This is a genomic window from Lysinibacillus sp. FSL L8-0312 (assembly GCF_038003285.1).
Lineage (GTDB): Bacteria > Bacillota > Bacilli > Bacillales_A > Planococcaceae > Lysinibacillus > Lysinibacillus fusiformis_D.
In genome coordinates this window covers 4,457,404-4,475,303 of record NZ_JBBOOV010000001.1, presented here as the reverse complement: position 1 = coordinate 4,475,303, position 17,900 = coordinate 4,457,404, and the positions used below count along the sequence as shown (strand labels likewise).

17 protein-coding genes are annotated in these 17,900 nt (G+C 36.3%); 4 read left to right on the top strand and 13 right to left on the bottom strand.

All coding sequences use genetic code 11. The annotated features are described in order from the left end of the window. Positions 1 to 75: 75 nt before the first annotated feature. The 10 genes from MHI22_RS22260 to MHI22_RS22215 all read right to left on the bottom strand — a co-directional run bounded on the left by MHI22_RS22260 (position 76) and on the right by MHI22_RS22215 (position 9,870). Entirely contained in the window at positions 76 to 798 is a 723-nt protein-coding gene (locus MHI22_RS22260) for a gamma-glutamyl-gamma-aminobutyrate hydrolase family protein (RefSeq protein ID WP_036128080.1), read from the bottom strand. A 33-nt stretch (positions 799 to 831) separates the two neighbouring features. After that, complete coding sequence (locus MHI22_RS22255) at positions 832 to 1,584, bottom strand: prepilin peptidase (RefSeq protein ID WP_036128085.1); 753 nt, start codon at positions 1,582 to 1,584, stop codon at positions 832 to 834. 67 nt (positions 1,585 to 1,651) lie between these two features. Then, entirely contained in the window at positions 1,652 to 2,341 is a 690-nt protein-coding gene (locus MHI22_RS22250) for a hypothetical protein (protein ID WP_089932054.1), read from the bottom strand. Next, on the bottom strand, positions 2,338 to 2,931 hold the full coding sequence (locus MHI22_RS22245) for a PilN domain-containing protein (RefSeq protein WP_089932053.1): 594 nt from the start codon (positions 2,929 to 2,931) through the stop codon (positions 2,338 to 2,340). The genes MHI22_RS22250 and MHI22_RS22245 overlap by 4 nt, the downstream gene beginning before the upstream one ends. After that, positions 2,931 to 3,905: a type IV pilus biogenesis protein PilM gene (gene pilM, locus MHI22_RS22240; RefSeq protein ID WP_330493476.1), complete on the bottom strand. Its 975-nt coding sequence runs from the start codon at positions 3,903 to 3,905 to the stop codon at positions 2,931 to 2,933. The genes MHI22_RS22245 and pilM overlap by 1 nt, the downstream gene beginning before the upstream one ends. A gap of 112 nt (positions 3,906 to 4,017) precedes the next feature. Next, positions 4,018 to 4,503, bottom strand: a complete 486-nt coding sequence (locus MHI22_RS22235; protein WP_036128097.1) for a prepilin-type N-terminal cleavage/methylation domain-containing protein — start codon at positions 4,501 to 4,503, stop codon at positions 4,018 to 4,020. Positions 4,504 to 4,590: 87 nt separating this feature from the next. Continuing rightward, positions 4,591 to 5,796, bottom strand: a complete 1,206-nt coding sequence (locus tag MHI22_RS22230) for a type II secretion system F family protein (RefSeq protein WP_330493475.1) — start codon at positions 5,794 to 5,796, stop codon at positions 4,591 to 4,593. Then, entirely contained in the window at positions 5,793 to 6,839 is a 1,047-nt protein-coding gene (locus MHI22_RS22225; protein ID WP_089932048.1) for a type IV pilus twitching motility protein PilT, read from the bottom strand. The genes MHI22_RS22230 and MHI22_RS22225 overlap by 4 nt, the downstream gene beginning before the upstream one ends. Positions 6,840 to 6,850: 11 nt before the next feature. Continuing rightward, on the bottom strand, positions 6,851 to 8,521 hold the full coding sequence (locus MHI22_RS22220) for a GspE/PulE family protein (RefSeq protein ID WP_340812661.1): 1,671 nt from the start codon (positions 8,519 to 8,521) through the stop codon (positions 6,851 to 6,853). A gap of 17 nt (positions 8,522 to 8,538) precedes the next feature. Further along, positions 8,539 to 9,870 (bottom strand): G5 domain-containing protein, encoded by a 1,332-nt coding sequence (locus MHI22_RS22215; protein WP_036128109.1) that lies wholly within the window; start codon positions 9,868 to 9,870, stop codon positions 8,539 to 8,541. A gap of 311 nt (positions 9,871 to 10,181) precedes the next feature. Here MHI22_RS22215 and MHI22_RS22210 point away from each other — a divergent pair, with 311 nt between their 5' ends. Genes MHI22_RS22210 through MHI22_RS22200 form a run of 3 tightly spaced genes read left to right on the top strand, consistent with a single transcriptional unit; the run spans position 10,182 to position 12,601 of the window. Beyond that, on the top strand, positions 10,182 to 10,628 hold the full coding sequence (locus MHI22_RS22210; protein ID WP_058843953.1) for a prepilin-type N-terminal cleavage/methylation domain-containing protein: 447 nt from the start codon (positions 10,182 to 10,184) through the stop codon (positions 10,626 to 10,628). A gap of 4 nt (positions 10,629 to 10,632) precedes the next feature. Further along, positions 10,633 to 11,091 (top strand): type II secretion system protein, encoded by a 459-nt coding sequence (locus MHI22_RS22205; RefSeq protein ID WP_180957770.1) that lies wholly within the window; start codon positions 10,633 to 10,635, stop codon positions 11,089 to 11,091. Further along, complete coding sequence (locus MHI22_RS22200) at positions 11,069 to 12,601, top strand: DUF7305 domain-containing protein (protein ID WP_423791719.1); 1,533 nt, start codon at positions 11,069 to 11,071, stop codon at positions 12,599 to 12,601. The genes MHI22_RS22205 and MHI22_RS22200 overlap by 23 nt, the downstream gene beginning before the upstream one ends. Positions 12,602 to 12,639: 38 nt before the next feature. On the opposite strand, the gene MHI22_RS22195 is transcribed toward MHI22_RS22200, so the two are convergent. Further along, a complete protein-coding gene (locus MHI22_RS22195; RefSeq protein WP_101966376.1) occupies positions 12,640 to 14,721 on the bottom strand; it encodes a DUF2339 domain-containing protein in 2,082 nt (693 codons plus the stop codon). Between the two features lie 81 nt (positions 14,722 to 14,802). After that, positions 14,803 to 15,054, bottom strand: a complete 252-nt coding sequence (locus MHI22_RS22190; protein WP_016991985.1) for a phage holin — start codon at positions 15,052 to 15,054, stop codon at positions 14,803 to 14,805. 237 nt (positions 15,055 to 15,291) lie between these two features. Between MHI22_RS22190 and MHI22_RS22185 the strand changes: the two genes are divergently transcribed. Then, positions 15,292 to 16,281: an acyltransferase family protein gene (locus tag MHI22_RS22185; protein ID WP_340812660.1), complete on the top strand. Its 990-nt coding sequence runs from the start codon at positions 15,292 to 15,294 to the stop codon at positions 16,279 to 16,281. A 247-nt stretch (positions 16,282 to 16,528) separates the two neighbouring features. Here the strand turns inward: MHI22_RS22185 and MHI22_RS22180 are convergent, their stop codons facing one another. Then, entirely contained in the window at positions 16,529 to 17,884 is a 1,356-nt protein-coding gene (locus MHI22_RS22180) for a YjiH family protein (protein ID WP_036128387.1), read from the bottom strand. Between the last annotated feature and the right edge of the window lie 16 nt (positions 17,885 to 17,900).

The window sequence follows — 17,900 nt, the reverse complement described above, 5'->3', positions numbered from 1 at the left end:
TCTAAGAGCATGTATCCTCTTTTTTACGCAAAAAAAGAATCCATATATGGTTGGATTCTTTGTACAGTCCCCCTGCTACGCTTCCTTTTTGAATTTTAAGCTAGCTTCAACAAAGGCTGAAAATAATTTTTGTGCAGGCTCATCTCCTGCTATAGCTAGTTCCTCGGGATGCCACTGAACAGCCAAGCAAAATGGCAACTCTTCATGAACAACTGCTTCGATAATGCCATCACTCGATTTTGCTGCTACTTTTAATTTCTCTGCTAATACATTAACTGCCTGATGATGAAATGAATTTACCGCTATTTTCTCTTGTTGTAAAATGGTCGCTAATAAATTCTCCTCCATAATTTGTACATAATGAGTAGCTACAGCTCGAGCAGATTGCTGTACATGCTTGAGCAGCTTAGTACTAAAATGGTCACTATCAATATCCTGAAATAAAGTACCACCTAGTGCTACATTTAGTATTTGAATGCCTCGGCAAATACCCAAAATAGGCATCTTTCGTGTGAATGCCGCTTCAATTAATGCTAACTCTACCGTATCTCTTGCTGGATGAATTTTCCCTAGTTTTGGTGCAGGCTCTGCCCCATACAGAAATGGATGCACGTCATAGCCTCCAGATAACAATAAACCATCTGTAAGGGATAGAATTTGTGTGGCATCCTCCTCTACGCCAAGTGGAATAATAAGCGGAATCCCACCTGCATCAATGATACTTTTACTGTAAGCAGCATTTAATCGAGAGGATAAATCATCTTCCACAAAGGCTGTAATGCCAATAATCGGTTTCACTTGCTTCCCTCCATATGCTTGAAGATTGAACAATTACCAAAAACCTAAATACCAATCGATTAATGAATCCCCATAAAAATAGACAATGATAGCGGCTAATGCAATAGAAGGTCCAAAAGGAATAGGTGTTTTTCTCCCCTGCTTGTTCTTCGTTAACACGACAAGCCCGACAATCATGCCGATAACTGCAGCTATAAATAATGTTAACAGTGTATGCATTGTACCAAGAACAAGTCCAATTAAAAAGAATAATTTAATATCGCCTCCACCCATGCCCCCGTTTGATATCACAGCAATACTATATAATATGCCGAAACCAACGACTGCACCTACAGCACAGTCCCACCAGGGTGTTAATGGCGACAATACTCGTCCAATAATAAGGAAGGGTAAAAAGAATAAAAGCACCTTATTCGGAATCAGCATATAGGCTATATCAGAAACAACAATGATGACTAATAATGAAATAAAAAATAGGGCTACTATAAACTCTATGCTCCAACCAAGCTGCCAATATGCAAAGGCAAACAATAATCCTGTTAATAATTCCATTACTGGATAAATCCAAGCTATTTTATTACCACAGCTCCGACATTTCCCCCCAAAAAACACATAAGATAAAACTGGCACTAAATCAAGCGCCGTCAGTTGCCTTTGACATTTAGTACAATGTGAAGGAGGTTGTACAATCGACTCCTTCTGTGGCACACGTAAGCCTACCACATTATAAAAAGAGCCAAAGACAAGCCCAAATAAAAATAGAAAGATTGTATAAGCCATTTCCAATTTTCTGTCCTCCTAAACTAATAGGCGCCCATACAGATGCAGTATGGAACGCCTATCAATGCAATTATTACTCTCCTTCGTAATAGAACGTCGTCACCTGGACGGTAGCTTGTAAAGTAAGATCCGTATCTTTTTCTAATTGATCCTGCTCTCCAGGCAATTTGAATTCGATAGTATCCGTTTTCATCACACGCTGTAATTGTTCAATTTCCTGTAAAAAGCTCTCTAGAGAATTAAAATCAAGCGCCCCAACCTCTAATATAAAAGTAATCAACTTTAAATTCGATGGTAAGGAATCCTTTGAAATAGATGAAATCGGTGAACTCGTAATCTTGTTATCCTGCTCACCATTAACCTCTTCTTCAGCTTGCTCCAACAGATTAAGGTCTTGCGATACATCTGATTGCGAAACAGCCGCATCATCATTTTGAACTGTTAATGACTTTATGCGTGTTCCTGTCACTTCCTCAATCTCAGCTAAATCTAGTATGATCTTTTCAACAGCTCTTGTTGTAGGTAGCTTCTGTCTTAACGCTAAAACATTGATAGTCGGCTGACCCTGCTCCTTGTCTAATTGAGCTAATTGTTCTTTTACACTAGAAATCTCTTGCTGTATCTGTGATACATGACTCTCTTTTGCTTCTACTTCATTTAATCTTGGTAATAATAAATAATAATAAAGCGCAAATAAAATAGAAACGATTAAAGTCAATAACAAGATAATAGATGAATTTTTACTACTCGTTAATTTATTCATGAGCGTCGTCCTCCAGCTAAATACATAAAGTCGATTGTCGCCGTAATGGACACTGAATAACGTGGTACTTCTTTAAATTTTTGTTCAGGCGTTAATTCCTTCTGTTCGCCAAGCTCTATATCAAAGTTTGACACTGTATTAATTTGTGCGTCTGTAAAAAAACTACTCATTAAAAGTCGCTCTACATATTTCGATATATCGGTCATCGTTTCAAAATCCACTTCAATATTAACTGTATTTTCCCCAAAAACGTAGCTACGCAAGTACGTTTGAGTTGGTAGTAAAGTTTTCGTTTCATCAATTAATGGGGTTACAGGATAAGAAACACCTTGAATATAGGCAACAGATTCCTCCAATGATCCCTGATCAACACTTTGTCTTACATCTAACTCTTGCTGTAATTGTTCAAGCTGTGTCGTTAATGTCTTTTCCTCAGCAGATAAACGTGACAAATCACTTTTAGCTGTAAAAAATATAAATAGTAAATAAGCTACTATTAGACCCACTATGACAATTATCAAGCTATAAAAAAGCTTTGGTGAAGTAGACCGTTTTTCAAGCTGTGGTAAGAGGTTTATATCTGGAACCATTAATGAACCTCCTTCAAAGCTAAGCCTAGCAATGTTGAAAATTCTTTTTTAAAATAAGGAAAGAACTTTTCAATTTTTGCTCCATCAACAATCATCAAAGGTGTCTCTAAATTAGAAGATAATAAGGTTCCTATTGATTTGAGTAACGGGTTATCACCAAGTATTATGATTTCATCTACTGTTTTTTCCCCTTTATGTAAAGAAAACTTAAAGAAATTCATCATCCGATCAATTTCTAAAACCTGATCCATGACGACCATCTGGTAATCTTCGGTTTCACCATTGTAGAGAAATTGGTAGCTAAATTCATCGACTTTTTTGCCCTGCCATTGTGCCATATCTGTTTCAATCGATTGATAACGCAAAAACTCAACCTGTCCGTTTGAAAAGATACTAATGGAAAGTTCATTGATAGACCAATCAGCAATTAAATATGTTTTATTAGGCACTAACATTGACATATGTTCTAACAAACGTATATTGCATAAGGCACGAATATCGGCAGCTTCAGGGTCCAAGGAGACATCTAACAGCATTCCTACTATTTTCGTAATTTCCTCTGAAGGTGCTGCAAATAATATCGCTTTACCGTCCTCCGCATCGGGATCATAAACATCAATTAACGGGTCCTGAAAAGGTAAATGAATAGAATGGCCCAACTCCATTTCAGCATATCCTCGTAATTCCTGAGGTTTAACATCTTTAGGATGCTCGAAACTTTTTAATAAAACAGTTGTATCAGGCACAAACATACGAACAGCCTGTTTTTTTCCTGTCCACTTCACAACCTGTTCTTTAATAATTTCAAAAAGAGCCACCTCATCTATGATTGCTCCATTTTCAACAATATCAGCTGGTAAAGGATATTCATAGCCATGCCATTGACTAGGCTCAGGTCCTTTCGCCACAATCGCACGTAGCACATAATCCTTCAGTTCAATCGATACATGCGACTTTCTCTTTCTCTTAAACATGTGAAAAGACCTCCTTTTCCTATTCAGTATAAATGATTTTATCAATTAGTCATCCATTCCCCAGCCAGAAACGCAAGAAAATTATCGTTTCTGAATGGGTTGGGAGGACTGATTATTGAGTTTTAGTATTTTCTGTTTTTTTCTTATCTACTCCTGCACTTTTTAATAGTTTATTAAGTTCTTCTTCAAATATTGTTATTGCACCTGCAGTTGAGCTAACTTTGAGACTCTCTGTTTTAATCTCTTCAAATCTACCATATGAAATTGACCATTTTTTTTCACTTTCGTTATACGTTACTTTATCATTGCTTCCTAGCTCAATACCATCTACAAACGCTTCTAATTCATCTTTCACACACTCATTATCTGAGCTGTCTCCTTTACAAGCGCCATCAATATAAGCAATCTTAGCACCAGATAGAATATTTGATGCTTCTGCTAAAATAGCACGGTCCTTTGACTTATTAATAATATTACCAATTGCAGGCACAGCGATTGCTGCGATAATTGCTAAAATAACAATTACAGCTAAAAGTTCAACTAATGTTAAACCCTTCTCATTTTTCAATAGTTTTTTATTTTTCCATTTTTTAAACATAGAGAATTCCTCCTTAGTAGTTTTATATGAAGTGTGAAAACACGGTCTTCTAATTCAATTTCTAAATAAGTTTTATATAATTAAAAATTACATATTTTCATATAGTTGGAACATTGGTAAGAATATAGCCGCAACAATTACTCCTACAACAAGAGCAAGTACTATAATCATTAAAGGTTCGATAAGTGACTTCATTGTATCGACGGCACGGTTTACTTCTTCCTCGTAAAAATCAGCAATTTTTTCAAGCATGTAATCCAAGGAGCCTGTTTTCTCACCAATTGCTGTCATTTGTGTAACAAGAGGTGGAAATAGCCAGCTTTTTTCAAGTGGCTCTGATAATGTGCCACCCTTTTCTAAATTATCGCGGGCCTCCAGCACTACTTTTCCCATAACTGGATTACCTCCGACTTTTTCAACAATCGTTAGGGCTTGTAAAATCGGCACCGAGCTACTAAAAAGAGTAGATAGAGTTCTCGTCATTCTCGCTATAATATCTTTTTGTAAAAGTTGGCCAAAGATAGGCATGCGGAGTAACAAAACATTAACCGTATAATGAAACTCTTTATTATTTTTATAAAAATAACGTGATCCCACTACTAACACTAATAGCCCTAAAATCACGAGATACCAAAACTGAATCAGCCAATCACTTATACCAACAACAATAACTGTAATTAGCGGCATTTCTAAGTCCATATCTTTAAATGCATCCATAAAGGTAGGCACAATAAAAACCATTAAAAACATGCCAACCACCAGCGTTAAAAGGGATAATATTGCTGGATAGGTCATTGCCGATTGAATTTTTTTCTTGATGTTATATTGCTTTTCTAGTGTGCTTGCCAGACGATCTAATGTGTCGTCAACGTTACCAGTAGCCTCTCCAGCACGCATCATATTGACAAAAAGCAAGGGAAACACTTTGGTATGTTTGCCTGCTGCATCTGAAAATGCCATCCCACTCCGAATATCCTCTTCAACTTGCATCAATGCTCGCTTTAGTGGTTTATTCCGTGTTTGCTCACCCAAAATACGCGTCGCTTCAACGACAGGGACACCAGCACGAATTAATGTCGCATACTGCCGACAATAAATAACAAACTCTTGGTGCTTCACTTTTGTACCAATGGCAATGTCCTTATGTAAAATGCTATTTGATTCTTGAAGCTCTCGCGCATTTATTCCTTGTGCACGAAGCTTCTCCATAGCAATTTTTTTATTTGGGGCTTCAATAATGCCCTTTTTAGGTGCTCCTGTTTTGGTGCGACCACTAAAACGAAATACAGTCAACTATAATCACCAGCGTTCATGTATGGCCGTGCATCTTCTAGCGAGATCTTACCTGTGGTAATCAGGTGCTGCATCGAAGATTCTAATGTGTGCATGCCCAATGCTTTACTTGTCTGCATTACGCTTGGAATTTGGTGAATTTTTTCATTGCGAATTAAATTCGAAATGGCAGGAGCTTGTACTAAAATTTCTGTCGCAGCAATGCGCCCTTTTACATCTTTACGAATAAATAAACGCTGTGAAACAATACCTTGCAGTACATTCGCAAGCTGTACTCGAATTTGACTTTGCTGATGCGGTGGAAATACATCAATAATACGGTCGATTGTAGTTGGTGCACTACTTGTATGAAGTGTTGCCATTACTAAATGCCCTGTTTCAGCAGCCGTGATAGCCGTTGAAATCGTTTCATAATCTCGCATCTCCCCAACTAAAATAATATCTGGGTCTTGACGCAATGATGCTCGTAAACCATTCGCAAAACTCATTGTATCGACACCAACCTCACGCTGATTGATGATAGACTTTTTATGAGTATGCAAGTATTCAATTGGATCCTCTAACGTAATAATATGTTTTGATCTTGTCTCGTTGATATAATCAATCATTGCTGCTAATGTAGTTGATTTACCTGAGCCTGTTGGACCAGTTACTAAAATTAAACCTTGTGGTTTTTCCGCAAGCTTATATAACACTTGTGGCATATTAAGTGCTTCAATAGAAGGAATTTTAGCTTCAATTAAACGAGCCGCTATTGTCACTTCATTTCGCTGATGATAGGCATTTACACGGAATCGACATTTCCCAGGCAATGAAAAGTTAAAGTCAGTTTCTCCCTTTTCCTCAAACTCCTGTTGTTTATGTACAGGAAGAATGGCATTTACCATTCCCTTTAATTCTTCAGAATCTAATGGATCTGCACCGTAATGTTCCAACTGCCCATGAATACGATATACTGGCGGAATACCTTTTGTTAAATGAAGATCCGATGCTTTTTCTTCAAACGCACGTGTTAATAATTCAACGATTGAATAAGATGTCATTTTTATCACCCCTAATCTACACTTGCAACACGTAAAATTTCTGATGTTGTTGTTTGACCTGCTACAACCTTTAATAGTCCATCTACTAATAGGGTGTGATAGCCTTTGTCATTCATATAATCCCGAAGAACCAAATCACCTTCTCGATTTAAAATCATGTCCTTCACTTTTCGATCCACTGGAAGGATTTCATGAATCGCCATACGTCCTCGATAGCCTGTATGATTACATGCAGGACAACCACGCCCTCTTTTACCTTGGGTAACACCTTCCAGCCCATTTTCCTCTAGTATTTCTAATTCACGTGAGGTGAATACATATGGTTCAGCACAATCACGACAAACTTTACGTACAAGTCGTTGAGCCATAATGCCTACAAGTGAGGAAGATAGTAGAAATGGTTCAATGCCCATATCATGTAAACGTGAGATGGATTCTACTGCACTATTAGTATGCAGCGTACTTAACACTAAATGTCCTGTAAGTGAAGCACGTATAGCAATTTGCGCTGTTTCAAGATCACGAACTTCCCCTATCATCACAATGTCAGGGTCCTGTCGTAAAATCGAACGTAACCCTACCGCAAACGTTAAGCCAACCTCTTCCTTTACTTGGATCTGATTGATGCCATCTAATTGGTATTCCACAGGATCCTCAACCGTAATAATGTTGACGCCTTCCTCATTTAAATGCGAAAGAGCTGCATATAACGTAGAGGATTTACCAGAACCCGTAGGTCCAGTAATAAGCATCATGCCGTTGGGACGGCTTATCATTTTCCTGAATAGTACTTCATTCGTAGCACTAAAGCCTAATTTCTCAATATCATTGGACGAATTGGTTAAATCTAAAATACGCATAACAACTTTTTCTCCAAAGACAGTCGGTAATGTGGCTAATCGTATATCAACTGGCCTAAAATTGACATTCGTTTTTATACGCCCATCTTGTGGAATACGATTTTCTGTAATATTTAAATTGCCCATTATTTTAATCCGAGCCAATACTACGTTTTGCATATGCTTGGGCAATGACCTCTCTGTACGAAGTACTCCATCTACTCTGTAGCGCACACGTAGCTCTGTTTCTTGTGGATCAAAATGAATATCACTGGCTCTTTGTGCTACACCATTGGCAATAATTTGATTTACTAAACGAACAATGGGTGAATCTTCATTCTCAATCTCGTCTTGCGTTTCAGTACTAGTTGCCGCTAAATCTAACATTGCAGCATCCATCGACTCCTGCAAATCATAATATTTGGTAATTGTACGATATAGATCATCTTTTGCAGCAATGCTTGTTTCAATCTGACAGCCTGTCGTCATACGGACTTCTTCGATAGCAAAATAATCCATCGGGTCTTCCATCGCAATAAACAATTTATTTTTCTCTTTGCGGATAGGCATAATATTTGTCCGCTTTGCCAACTCAGCAGGAATTAATTGCAATAATTCAGGGCTGATTGAAAATTGATTTAAGCTAATATGAGGGATACCTAGCTGAAATTCTAAAACTTCAATGAGTTGTTGCTCCGTTAAGACGTTTTCTTTAATGAGAAAATCACCTAGTTTCTCATTTTTCAACTTAGTAGTCAGTGCATACTCTAGCTGTTCTGCTGTAATAACGCCTGATTCAACAAGTAAATCCCCTAAACGTTTACGACCTGGCTTCATCGCCATAAAAATACCTCCAATCATTATGGACTTGTTTGTACAAAATTACCGCCCTTGTCATAATAACCATAGACAATTTCTGGTCCATCTTCTTGCTCAGATTCTTCAGGTGTTGAAGGTTTTATATCAGGTAAGCCGTTGCCATCTAAATCTATCTCTAAATCAGGATCTGCTATACTTTGCCCTGCGTTTTTTGTTGGTGGAGTGACTGTAATAGGCTCCTGCGATGAACGTGTCACAATCCGATTTTGAGGCGCATAGTAATCTCTGCTAATAAACTGTTCTTCCATTGCACCGTTCTCTACAATGGAACGATAAACTTCAACTCTCACCCCTTCTTTCCCCTCTTGTTCCACACGCTCTTGACCAGCCTTTAAATCTTCTGAATAACGGTAAATAGTTCGTGGCTTAACGATTTTATCTTTACTGATACGAACCGTTATATCTTTGTCTTTTACTGCTGTAAATATTTCTATTTTTAATTGATTGCCCTCAATTGTAGCTTGCATTTTGCCAAGCTGATGAGAACGATTAATAAATTGTAAGTCTTTCGCTAATGCAGCATTGACATCCGCTTCAATCCCCAGTTGTAAATAGTTGGGCTTTGTTTGTTGAGAATGTCTTTCTAGAACTTCATACTCTGTCTGAAGAATTACACTATAGAGGATGGAAGCTACAAAATCTAAACCTGTATCATTCGCAGCTCCAGCCTGTTCCCCTAAAAGTGAAAGCAAGGAGAATGACTGGTTCGGTACAAGTGTGACGTCATTTAATAAAGGGATTAGTTTTGCAACCCCTTGACTATCTGTCGGTACATCCGCAATTTGAAAGGCAATCCTTTCTTGCATTTGCAAAGCAGCAGCATTGATTACTGCTTCAACCTCATGTTCTTTCAAATAACTTGCTTGTACTATTATTTTTTGAAGCGTTTTATCAGTATCCAAAATGCCCATTTCATCTAGTTCCTGAATAACAGTGTCGCTGGCAGTTACAGGAATGGGGATATGTACAATTTTTTCATTTTTCCAAAAGGCATACCATGGTTTTTTTGTCAGCAGTTCAAACTGTGATATGGCTGTAGTAGTATCAAAAATTAATTGTTTCGGGTCAATGGTCTTAGAGATATTAGTACTTTTAACATTTATTTCTGTTTGCTGCCAGTCTTTAATTGCTTTTTCCACAGTTGGTAATAAATTTGCACTATTAACACCCCCGACTTTTATACCTCCAATTGTTGAACTTTTTGTCTCATCACTAGCAAAAACTTTCCCATTTATTATAAAATTAGGTAGACAGACTACAGCTAGTATAAATATTCCAATCAATAATACAGTAATGGTTATAATTTTTTTCATCTGTCAATCCCCCTTAAACATCGTAATTTATTGGTTTGCAACTTTATGCTCATCCAGATACTAGAATACTATATTTACTACTACATTACACTACTAAAAACCTAATTTATTTTAAATAACCCCTTCAAAATATATAAAAATTTCACGATTTAGACTAGTTTATCTCTTATATAATGTTATATTATCGTTATGAATACTTTATTACTAGTCGATTAGAATCACTCTTTTTGAACTACTCTTTTCATAATACATAATTCACTAAATAACCATTTGGTTCTTTTGACACAAAAAACTTATAAGGGGCGATATTATTGCAAAAAAATTTTAAAAATGAAGGTGGCTTTTCATTAATTGAAGTCGTTGCTTCTTTAATTCTAATTACAATAATATTGCTTTCATTTTTCGGATTATTTATTCAATCTAACAAAACTTCCAAAACTTCTAGCACAATCGTAGATTCTACCTATCTTGCTCAAAATGAAATGGAAAATATATTTAGAGAAATCAAAGGCAGAACAGAAGAACAACTAGCTAGACAATTACTCTATACAAGTACAGAAAATCCTCAATATATTAGTTGTAGTAAAAATAGTAAATTTTCAACTATTTGGAGCTATGAAAAACAGATGGAAGATAGACGGTTTATTCTAACCATTAAGCGCCATTGTCAATATGAATATCTAGATACTATTGTTATCGAAGTTTATGAGAACGATGTACTCAAAAGCAAGATGGAAAATATATATAGTAGGAAGTGAATACATGTGGTTCATAAAAAATAACAGAGGTTTTACACTCGTGGAAGTACTTGCTGTTATCTTAATTTTAAGCATTGTTTCAACAATTCTTTTTAGTATACTTTCGTCTAGCAAAGAAACTAATAAAAAACAACTTGAAAATAATGAACAGCTATCCGAGTTGTCTTATGTTTTAAAGCTCATTACGAAAGATATGAGAAAAACCATTACGTATGATCCTAATAATTCAACATTTAAAAACAGAGATGGTTCTATTCAATACACATATATCTTTGATGCTGAAAAAAATACGATTACTCGTAACAACGAGGTTATTGCAACTCATATACACTCATTTTCCTTAACAAGTATTGGCGACTCTATTTCCATTAATATTGAAAGTATTAACGAACACACAATCTCTACACAACTATCTTTTAGGAGTGGTGACGGTGCAAAAGATGAAAAAAAGTCTACTAAATGATGAAGGCTTTTCATTTTTATTAGTTTTTTTAACCATTGTATTAGTGACGATTTTAGGTCTAGGTTTACTTGCTGTATCTTCAAATTCCTTAAAACTCTCTAAACATGAGCGAGAAGATCAATCCATTTATTACATTGCTGAGGCAGGTGTAAATTATGAAAAAGCAATTTTATTAGAAAAAGCGAATGAAGCTTATCAAAGTGCAAAAGCAGAATACGATCGTTTACCAATTCAACAGAAAAAGTATGAAAAATTTGTAGAATTATATGAAGAGAATATTAAAAGCATAATAGAACCACTATTAAATAACGAAAACATTATAAATAATTTTGAAGAACAACTAGGAATGCAACCTATTGCCAGGATTACCCTAAAACAGGATTTAGATACGAATCTTCGATATTGGATAACTTCTATCGGTACATATGGGGAATCGCCTTCACAAAAAAGAGAACTACAGCAAAGTGTAGACTTTGTTCTTGATGCCGAAACAACTAATAATAATGGTGGGGATGATGAGGAAAATTTAAATACTGCTACCCCTGAATTTGCAGTACAAACTAAAGGCAATATTAAGCTAACAGGTGGGGCATCCATAAAGGGAGATGTAGCTACTGACATCGGTATAATTTCATTGGATGGTGGTTCATCTATTTCTGGTACTGTAGGTGCTTCAAGTGATCATTTCCAATATCCATCTTGGATGGGAGATTTATCAAGAAAACTTACGCAAAGTAGGAAATATCCTGGTTCAAGTATCCTGCCTTTATTTCCATTAGAGAAAATGCAACAATTATCAAAATTACCTGTTCCTCCAAATCAAGAAGTCATCAAAGATCCACACAACAAAACCTTCATTATTAATAATGGACATTTTTTAGCTGATAATTGGATGACTAATAACTATACTTTACAGTTAAATGGTGATACACATTTCAAACAGTTCAAAGTGGATCAAAATAATACGTTAACTATAAATGTAGGAGATACAGATAAAAATTTATATATCGAAGATTTTAATATACTACAGGGGCATATTAAAATTGTAGGAACAGGAAAGTTAAATGTATATATTAATAATACTTTTAATCTAAAAGGATCTTTAAACAGGAACGGTAATGCTAATCAAATAAATTTATATTATAACGGAGCATCAGCTATCACAATTGCAGGAGAAACACAAAGCGCTGCCTCTCTTTATTCTAAGCAAGCCAATTTAACATTCACAGGGGGGATAGGATTAACGGGGAATATATATGCAGGAGCAACTAAGGTTACTTTTAATGGTGGTTCAAACTCAAATGGTCAACATATTATTGCACCAAATGCTTCTGTCATTTTAGAAGGCGGCGCTCACATTAAAGGAGCTATTATTTCTGATAATTTACTAGCTAATGGAGGTACCTCCGTTACATTTACAGAAGGCACAATCCAACCACCTTCTTCAGGACATACAGAAATTGGCGATCCTATCACTTTAATAAAAGAAAATGAATTAGTAGAACAATAGAAAAAGAGATTCCAAAATGCATTGGAATCTCTTCTTCTTTATTTCTTCAACAACCTACCCGATAGTAGCATGCCAATACCACCAATCGTTATAAATAGAATAGCTCTAATTAATAAATCAAGGGCAGATAAGTCAAAGAAAATTAGCTTAATAAACGCCATGACTAACAGAATAAAACCTGTTGAGCGCAGTGTTTTTAATTGATGTGTGGAGCTTATCCATAGGGAAACGCTTGCCGTCAAAAATAATGTAATGGTTGTCAGTGCGATGCTTAGCTTCCAATCAAGGACGTTGTTAAACGTAAATTGATGGATCAGCCCCCATATTGAAATCATCGTGAGCACGATACCAGTGCTTACAATAGCATCTACATATTTCCCCAGACGCACCTCATACAATCGATAAATAAACCCTTTTACTAGAATATCTACGATGATGGCGACAATGACTGCCATATATACCAATCTAGTTATAATATTTAAGCTTTCCATCATGGTCGGCTTGGTGCTGATCATCAAGAAGAATAATAGGAAAAATGAGCCGAGAACTGGTGTTAAAGCACGACCTTTATAGGTTTCCTCTACAAATAGAGAGCCAGTAAATAAGGCAGCTAATACGATACACATCATATATGGAATGCCATTTGTTGCTGCAAAATAAACGGTATCTAGTTTGCCAATATAGGCTAAGAAATAGCCAGTTGTGGCCACTGCTAAAATATCAATCACATACAGATCCTTCATGACCTTTTCAAATGTCGTAAGTGTCTCTTTTGGACGTCTTGCATATAAGTAAATAATAACGAAATAAATAATTGGCATGAACAAGCTTAAATGATCTATGCTGAAAAATGGTTTTGGTTCATGAAAGATGAAATTTAAAATGAATGTGATGATAAGAACAAATGAAGAAACGACCTTCATCATACTTGCCCGTAGTCGCAAACTCATCATCACGCCAGCAAAAGCAATCATCGGATAAAGTAAATCATCCACTTTATTTGGTATATTCATTAAAAGTATCGTATTACATAGGGTGATAAATGCGAGTGTAACAGCGCTATCCAATACTTCCTGCCATTTTTGGCGATAGCTATATAACGCCACCGCTCCAAATAAAGCCATTAGGACAAGGAGCAGCATTTCTCCATGCGGAAGTGAACGAATAATAAGATTCATCAGCAATAAACTAAATGAGCCTAAGGAAAATTGAAGCCCTATATGAAGAGGCTTCCATTTGGATTGTGCGTTGTACATTAAACACCAAATTACGTAAAATATTGATAGAATCACCAATAAACCAAATGCGAAGATAACTTGCTTATCAATATTCATAAACGCTACTACGCTCACCGCTAGCACCGAGAAGAATGTAGCAATATAGAGAGCTAGCTTTTGCTTGTGCTGATAAATGACCCATTGCAATGAAGCAAATAATATCACGACAAAAAGCAAGATAATGACCGCATTAAAATCCATATATTCTAATAAATAAGGTAGCAATAACGATGTAAAGGCTACAAAAACGGTAAGTGCTTCATTTTTCTTCCAATAACTAATGGCAATACCATAGCCAATATAAAGAAGTGTAATGCCTAGTGCTGGAGTAAGACCAATGATTTCATATAAAATGGCACTCGCGGCAGTTGTTAAAATACCGACAATAAATGCCCCGCCATATAAGGAAATCGTTATAGCAGATGAGCCTACTTTTCTACGTTCTAGTACATAGGCTATAACCGCCAAACCTACCGATAATGCATAGGCAAGGATGATTTTCACGCCATTCGATAAATAACCATAATCACTAACAAGTTTTAGGCCCCAAAGTACGCCCATTACTAAAATAACCATGAATACTTTTGGCAGTGCCCACATAACACGCTCCTCCATCGATGGCTGCGGTTGCACTTCTTTTTCCGTTACTTTAGTCGGGACAGGCTTCGACTCCAGTGCTGGTTTTGGTTTTATTGGTTCTGATTGCTTGATCATCGACTGTCTGGCATCAAGAGTATTTATTTTTTCGGTACTTTGTGTACCTTTTAACGAAGACAACTCCTGACGTAAATCTGCCATTTCCTCTTCGAGCTTAGCAATTCTTCGCTCCAATTCAAGAGACATTCAATCATCCTCCCCACTTTATCAATTTTCTAACAGTATAACATATTTATCCTTATTGTAAAATTACACTTTTTGTTTAATTTATCTCGGTCTCCTATACATTAAGGCACGCTCACTATCACTGGTGCCTCGTGTCGTTGGATCCACAATAACACCCATTAATACAAGAATGGATAAAACTGTATTTAAAATAGATGACATTTGCTCACTCATTACCCCTGTGAAATCATAGCCAAAAATCGCTGCAACTTGTTGTGCGAGTAAGAGTAACAATGAAAATAGCCCTAGTAGAAATGGAATATGTTGAAGACGAACCTTCCAATTAATTCTCATAAAAGCTCACCTCCCCCCCTCTTGCCACAGTATATGCATAGTGGTTATGTGACACATATGCAAAAATGGAGCTCTCGCCATGTTACTAGGATTTTTTAATAATATTTTGCGGCATAAACTATTTTCAGCCATAGCAAGTAAGGCAGGTTTTATCACGCTAGACATGTTCATATATATAGTTAGGTTGCATTCGGTAACGAAATGCCTAACAATTTACTGAAAATGAGGGTGATGAATATGGTATATGAGTGGAACGTCTTAAGGGTAGTAGCTTGCCTGAGTATTGTGTTATTACATGCAACGACCAATATTGAAAGTATTAATGGCTATATGGATCAACCCTACTATCAGTTTTTTCGATTATTATTATGTTTCGCTACACCCACTTTTATCTTATTATCCATTTTAATTTTAGCTAAACGCTACCAACATCAGCTACCTCCCCATTTTATAGGACGTCGTTTTCAGTTTATTGTTATTCCGTTTATAGCTGCAGGCATGTTATATGCAGCCAACGCGGCTCTTCATTATGATGAAAGCTTTTTGGAGGCATTATATCGCCATATTATTTTAGGAGATTTTTCGGGATGGTTTGTCATGACTATTTTCCAACTCTATATTCTCTTCTATATTGTCAAGAAATATCAGGTATCCAGCATCTGGTTTACGCCCATTATGTTCTTACTTGGCATTTTCTATATGACACTAGCAAATGCCAATATAGATTATTTCATACAAAATGAACATTTTATGCGCCTGCTCTTTGTCGGCTGGCTCCCATATTTTGCACTAGCCTATATTATCGGCAGTCATTATGAAAAAATCGCGCACTACCTCGTCCAATATAAATATTTCACAATTATAGCTGTCATACTTGCAATGGCTATTTTATATACAAATTATTATTTAGGTGCCCAACAGATTACATCAAGAAGAATTGATATTATGCTATTCGTGTTGGCGATGACGTTTTGCATACTGGCGTTTGCACAGGTTTTGCCTAAGCTCCCTTTTATCCCTATTTTAAGTCGCTATTCCTTTGGGATCTTTTTAATTCACTGGCTAATTCAAGAATATTTAGCTCCCTATAGCGCATTACTACCCACTACTGCTCTTCAAGTCATTTCTCTTTTTTTATCCACTTTACTTGTCTGTATGCTGCTCATCAAAATCATTTCATTTATCCCTTTTAGTGCTTATCTGATTGGAAAGTCTCATCAAAAATAGCCCTCTCATCATTGAGAAGGCTTTTTGGAAACCTTATTTTGTATAGGAATAGGATGTTTCTGTTGTTTATTTGATTCTTTTTATGAATGGTTGTCCCTTATTCTTTGATTGAAGTGCATCTATTCCTTGTGTTTTAAATTACTTTTTCCAAATTTGTATCTCATTATATCTATTTATGTATACGTAAAAAAGGCAGTTATCATTATCTCATGAAAAATGCCAAGTCGATCTAGACTTGGCTTTTTCATTAAAAGAGTATGTGACCAACCAATGCAGCGATTGGTAGGGAAATAAGTGTACGTAATATAAATAAAACGACTAAATCGAAAAATTTCAATGGAATTTTTGTTCCTAAAATAAGTCCACCAACTTCAGACATATAAATTAGCTGTGATACAGAAACAACAGCAATGACAAATCTAGTAACATCTGATTCGATCCCTGCACCTAAAATAGAAGGCAGAAACATATCGGCAAAGCCTACGACCATCGTTTGAGCCGCTTCTGCCGCTTCAGGTAAGCCTAGTACAGTTAGGATCGGCTCAAATGGTTTTCCTAAAATCACAAAGATACTGGTGAATTCAGCAAGCATTAAGGCAATTGTACCAAATGCCATAACAATAGGAGCAACGCCAACCCATAAATCAATAACATTTCTAGAACCATCTTTTAAAAATTGGCGCGGATCACGATTTGCATGAGCAATAGCAAGTGCATTTTCTAAGCCATGCGACACAGAATTATAGCCCTCTGGCAATTCCTCACGCGAATAGTCTACTGGAGTACCATCGATATACGTATCTTCCTTTTGTGCAAGAGGATAAATTCGAGGCATAATAATCGCTAGTACAACACCGCAAAGTACTACTGTTAAATAATAAGGAATAAAATAGCGTGCCAAGTGGACGGTATCCAATACTACGATACAGAAGGTGATGGAGACAACAGAGAAGCTAGTAGCAATAATCGCTGCTTCTTTTTTAGTATAATTCCCCATCTCGTATTGCTTACTCGTCATTAACACTCCAATCGTTCCATCACCGACCCATGACGTAAGAGCATCAATCGAAGAACGCCCTGGGCTTTTAAAAAGAGGTCTCATGATTCTCACCATCATTGTACCGAAAAACTCAAGTAAACCGAAGTTTGTTAAAAATGGTAAAAGGAAACCTGCGAATAAAAAAATGGTAAATAAAAACGTCACAAGTCCACCGTTTGGATCCATCAGTAGCCCACCTGTATTTTCATTGTTGATGGCAGAAGGTCCAAATTGAAAGACAACCATCGAAGCAAAAGTTAAACCTAAAAAGCGAGTAATCGTCCAAAACCAATTGACATAAAACAATGTATCTAAAATACTAGGTTCTTTCATATTTTTTCGAGGAATCCATTTAGCTATAAGTGCGCCAAACGCGGAAATTGCAAACATAATAATCGTAAAATAACTAATGACTGGAGCCACTACACCTGCTAAAATATTTGCTAAAATAGCAATCGGTACTTTCCAGCCCTCATCCGTTAATACAGGAGTCATAAATAGAAAAATACCAATTAAAGAAGGAATGATGAAATAAATATATGTACTAACAGAATACTTTTTCATTTTTGACTGAAACCTC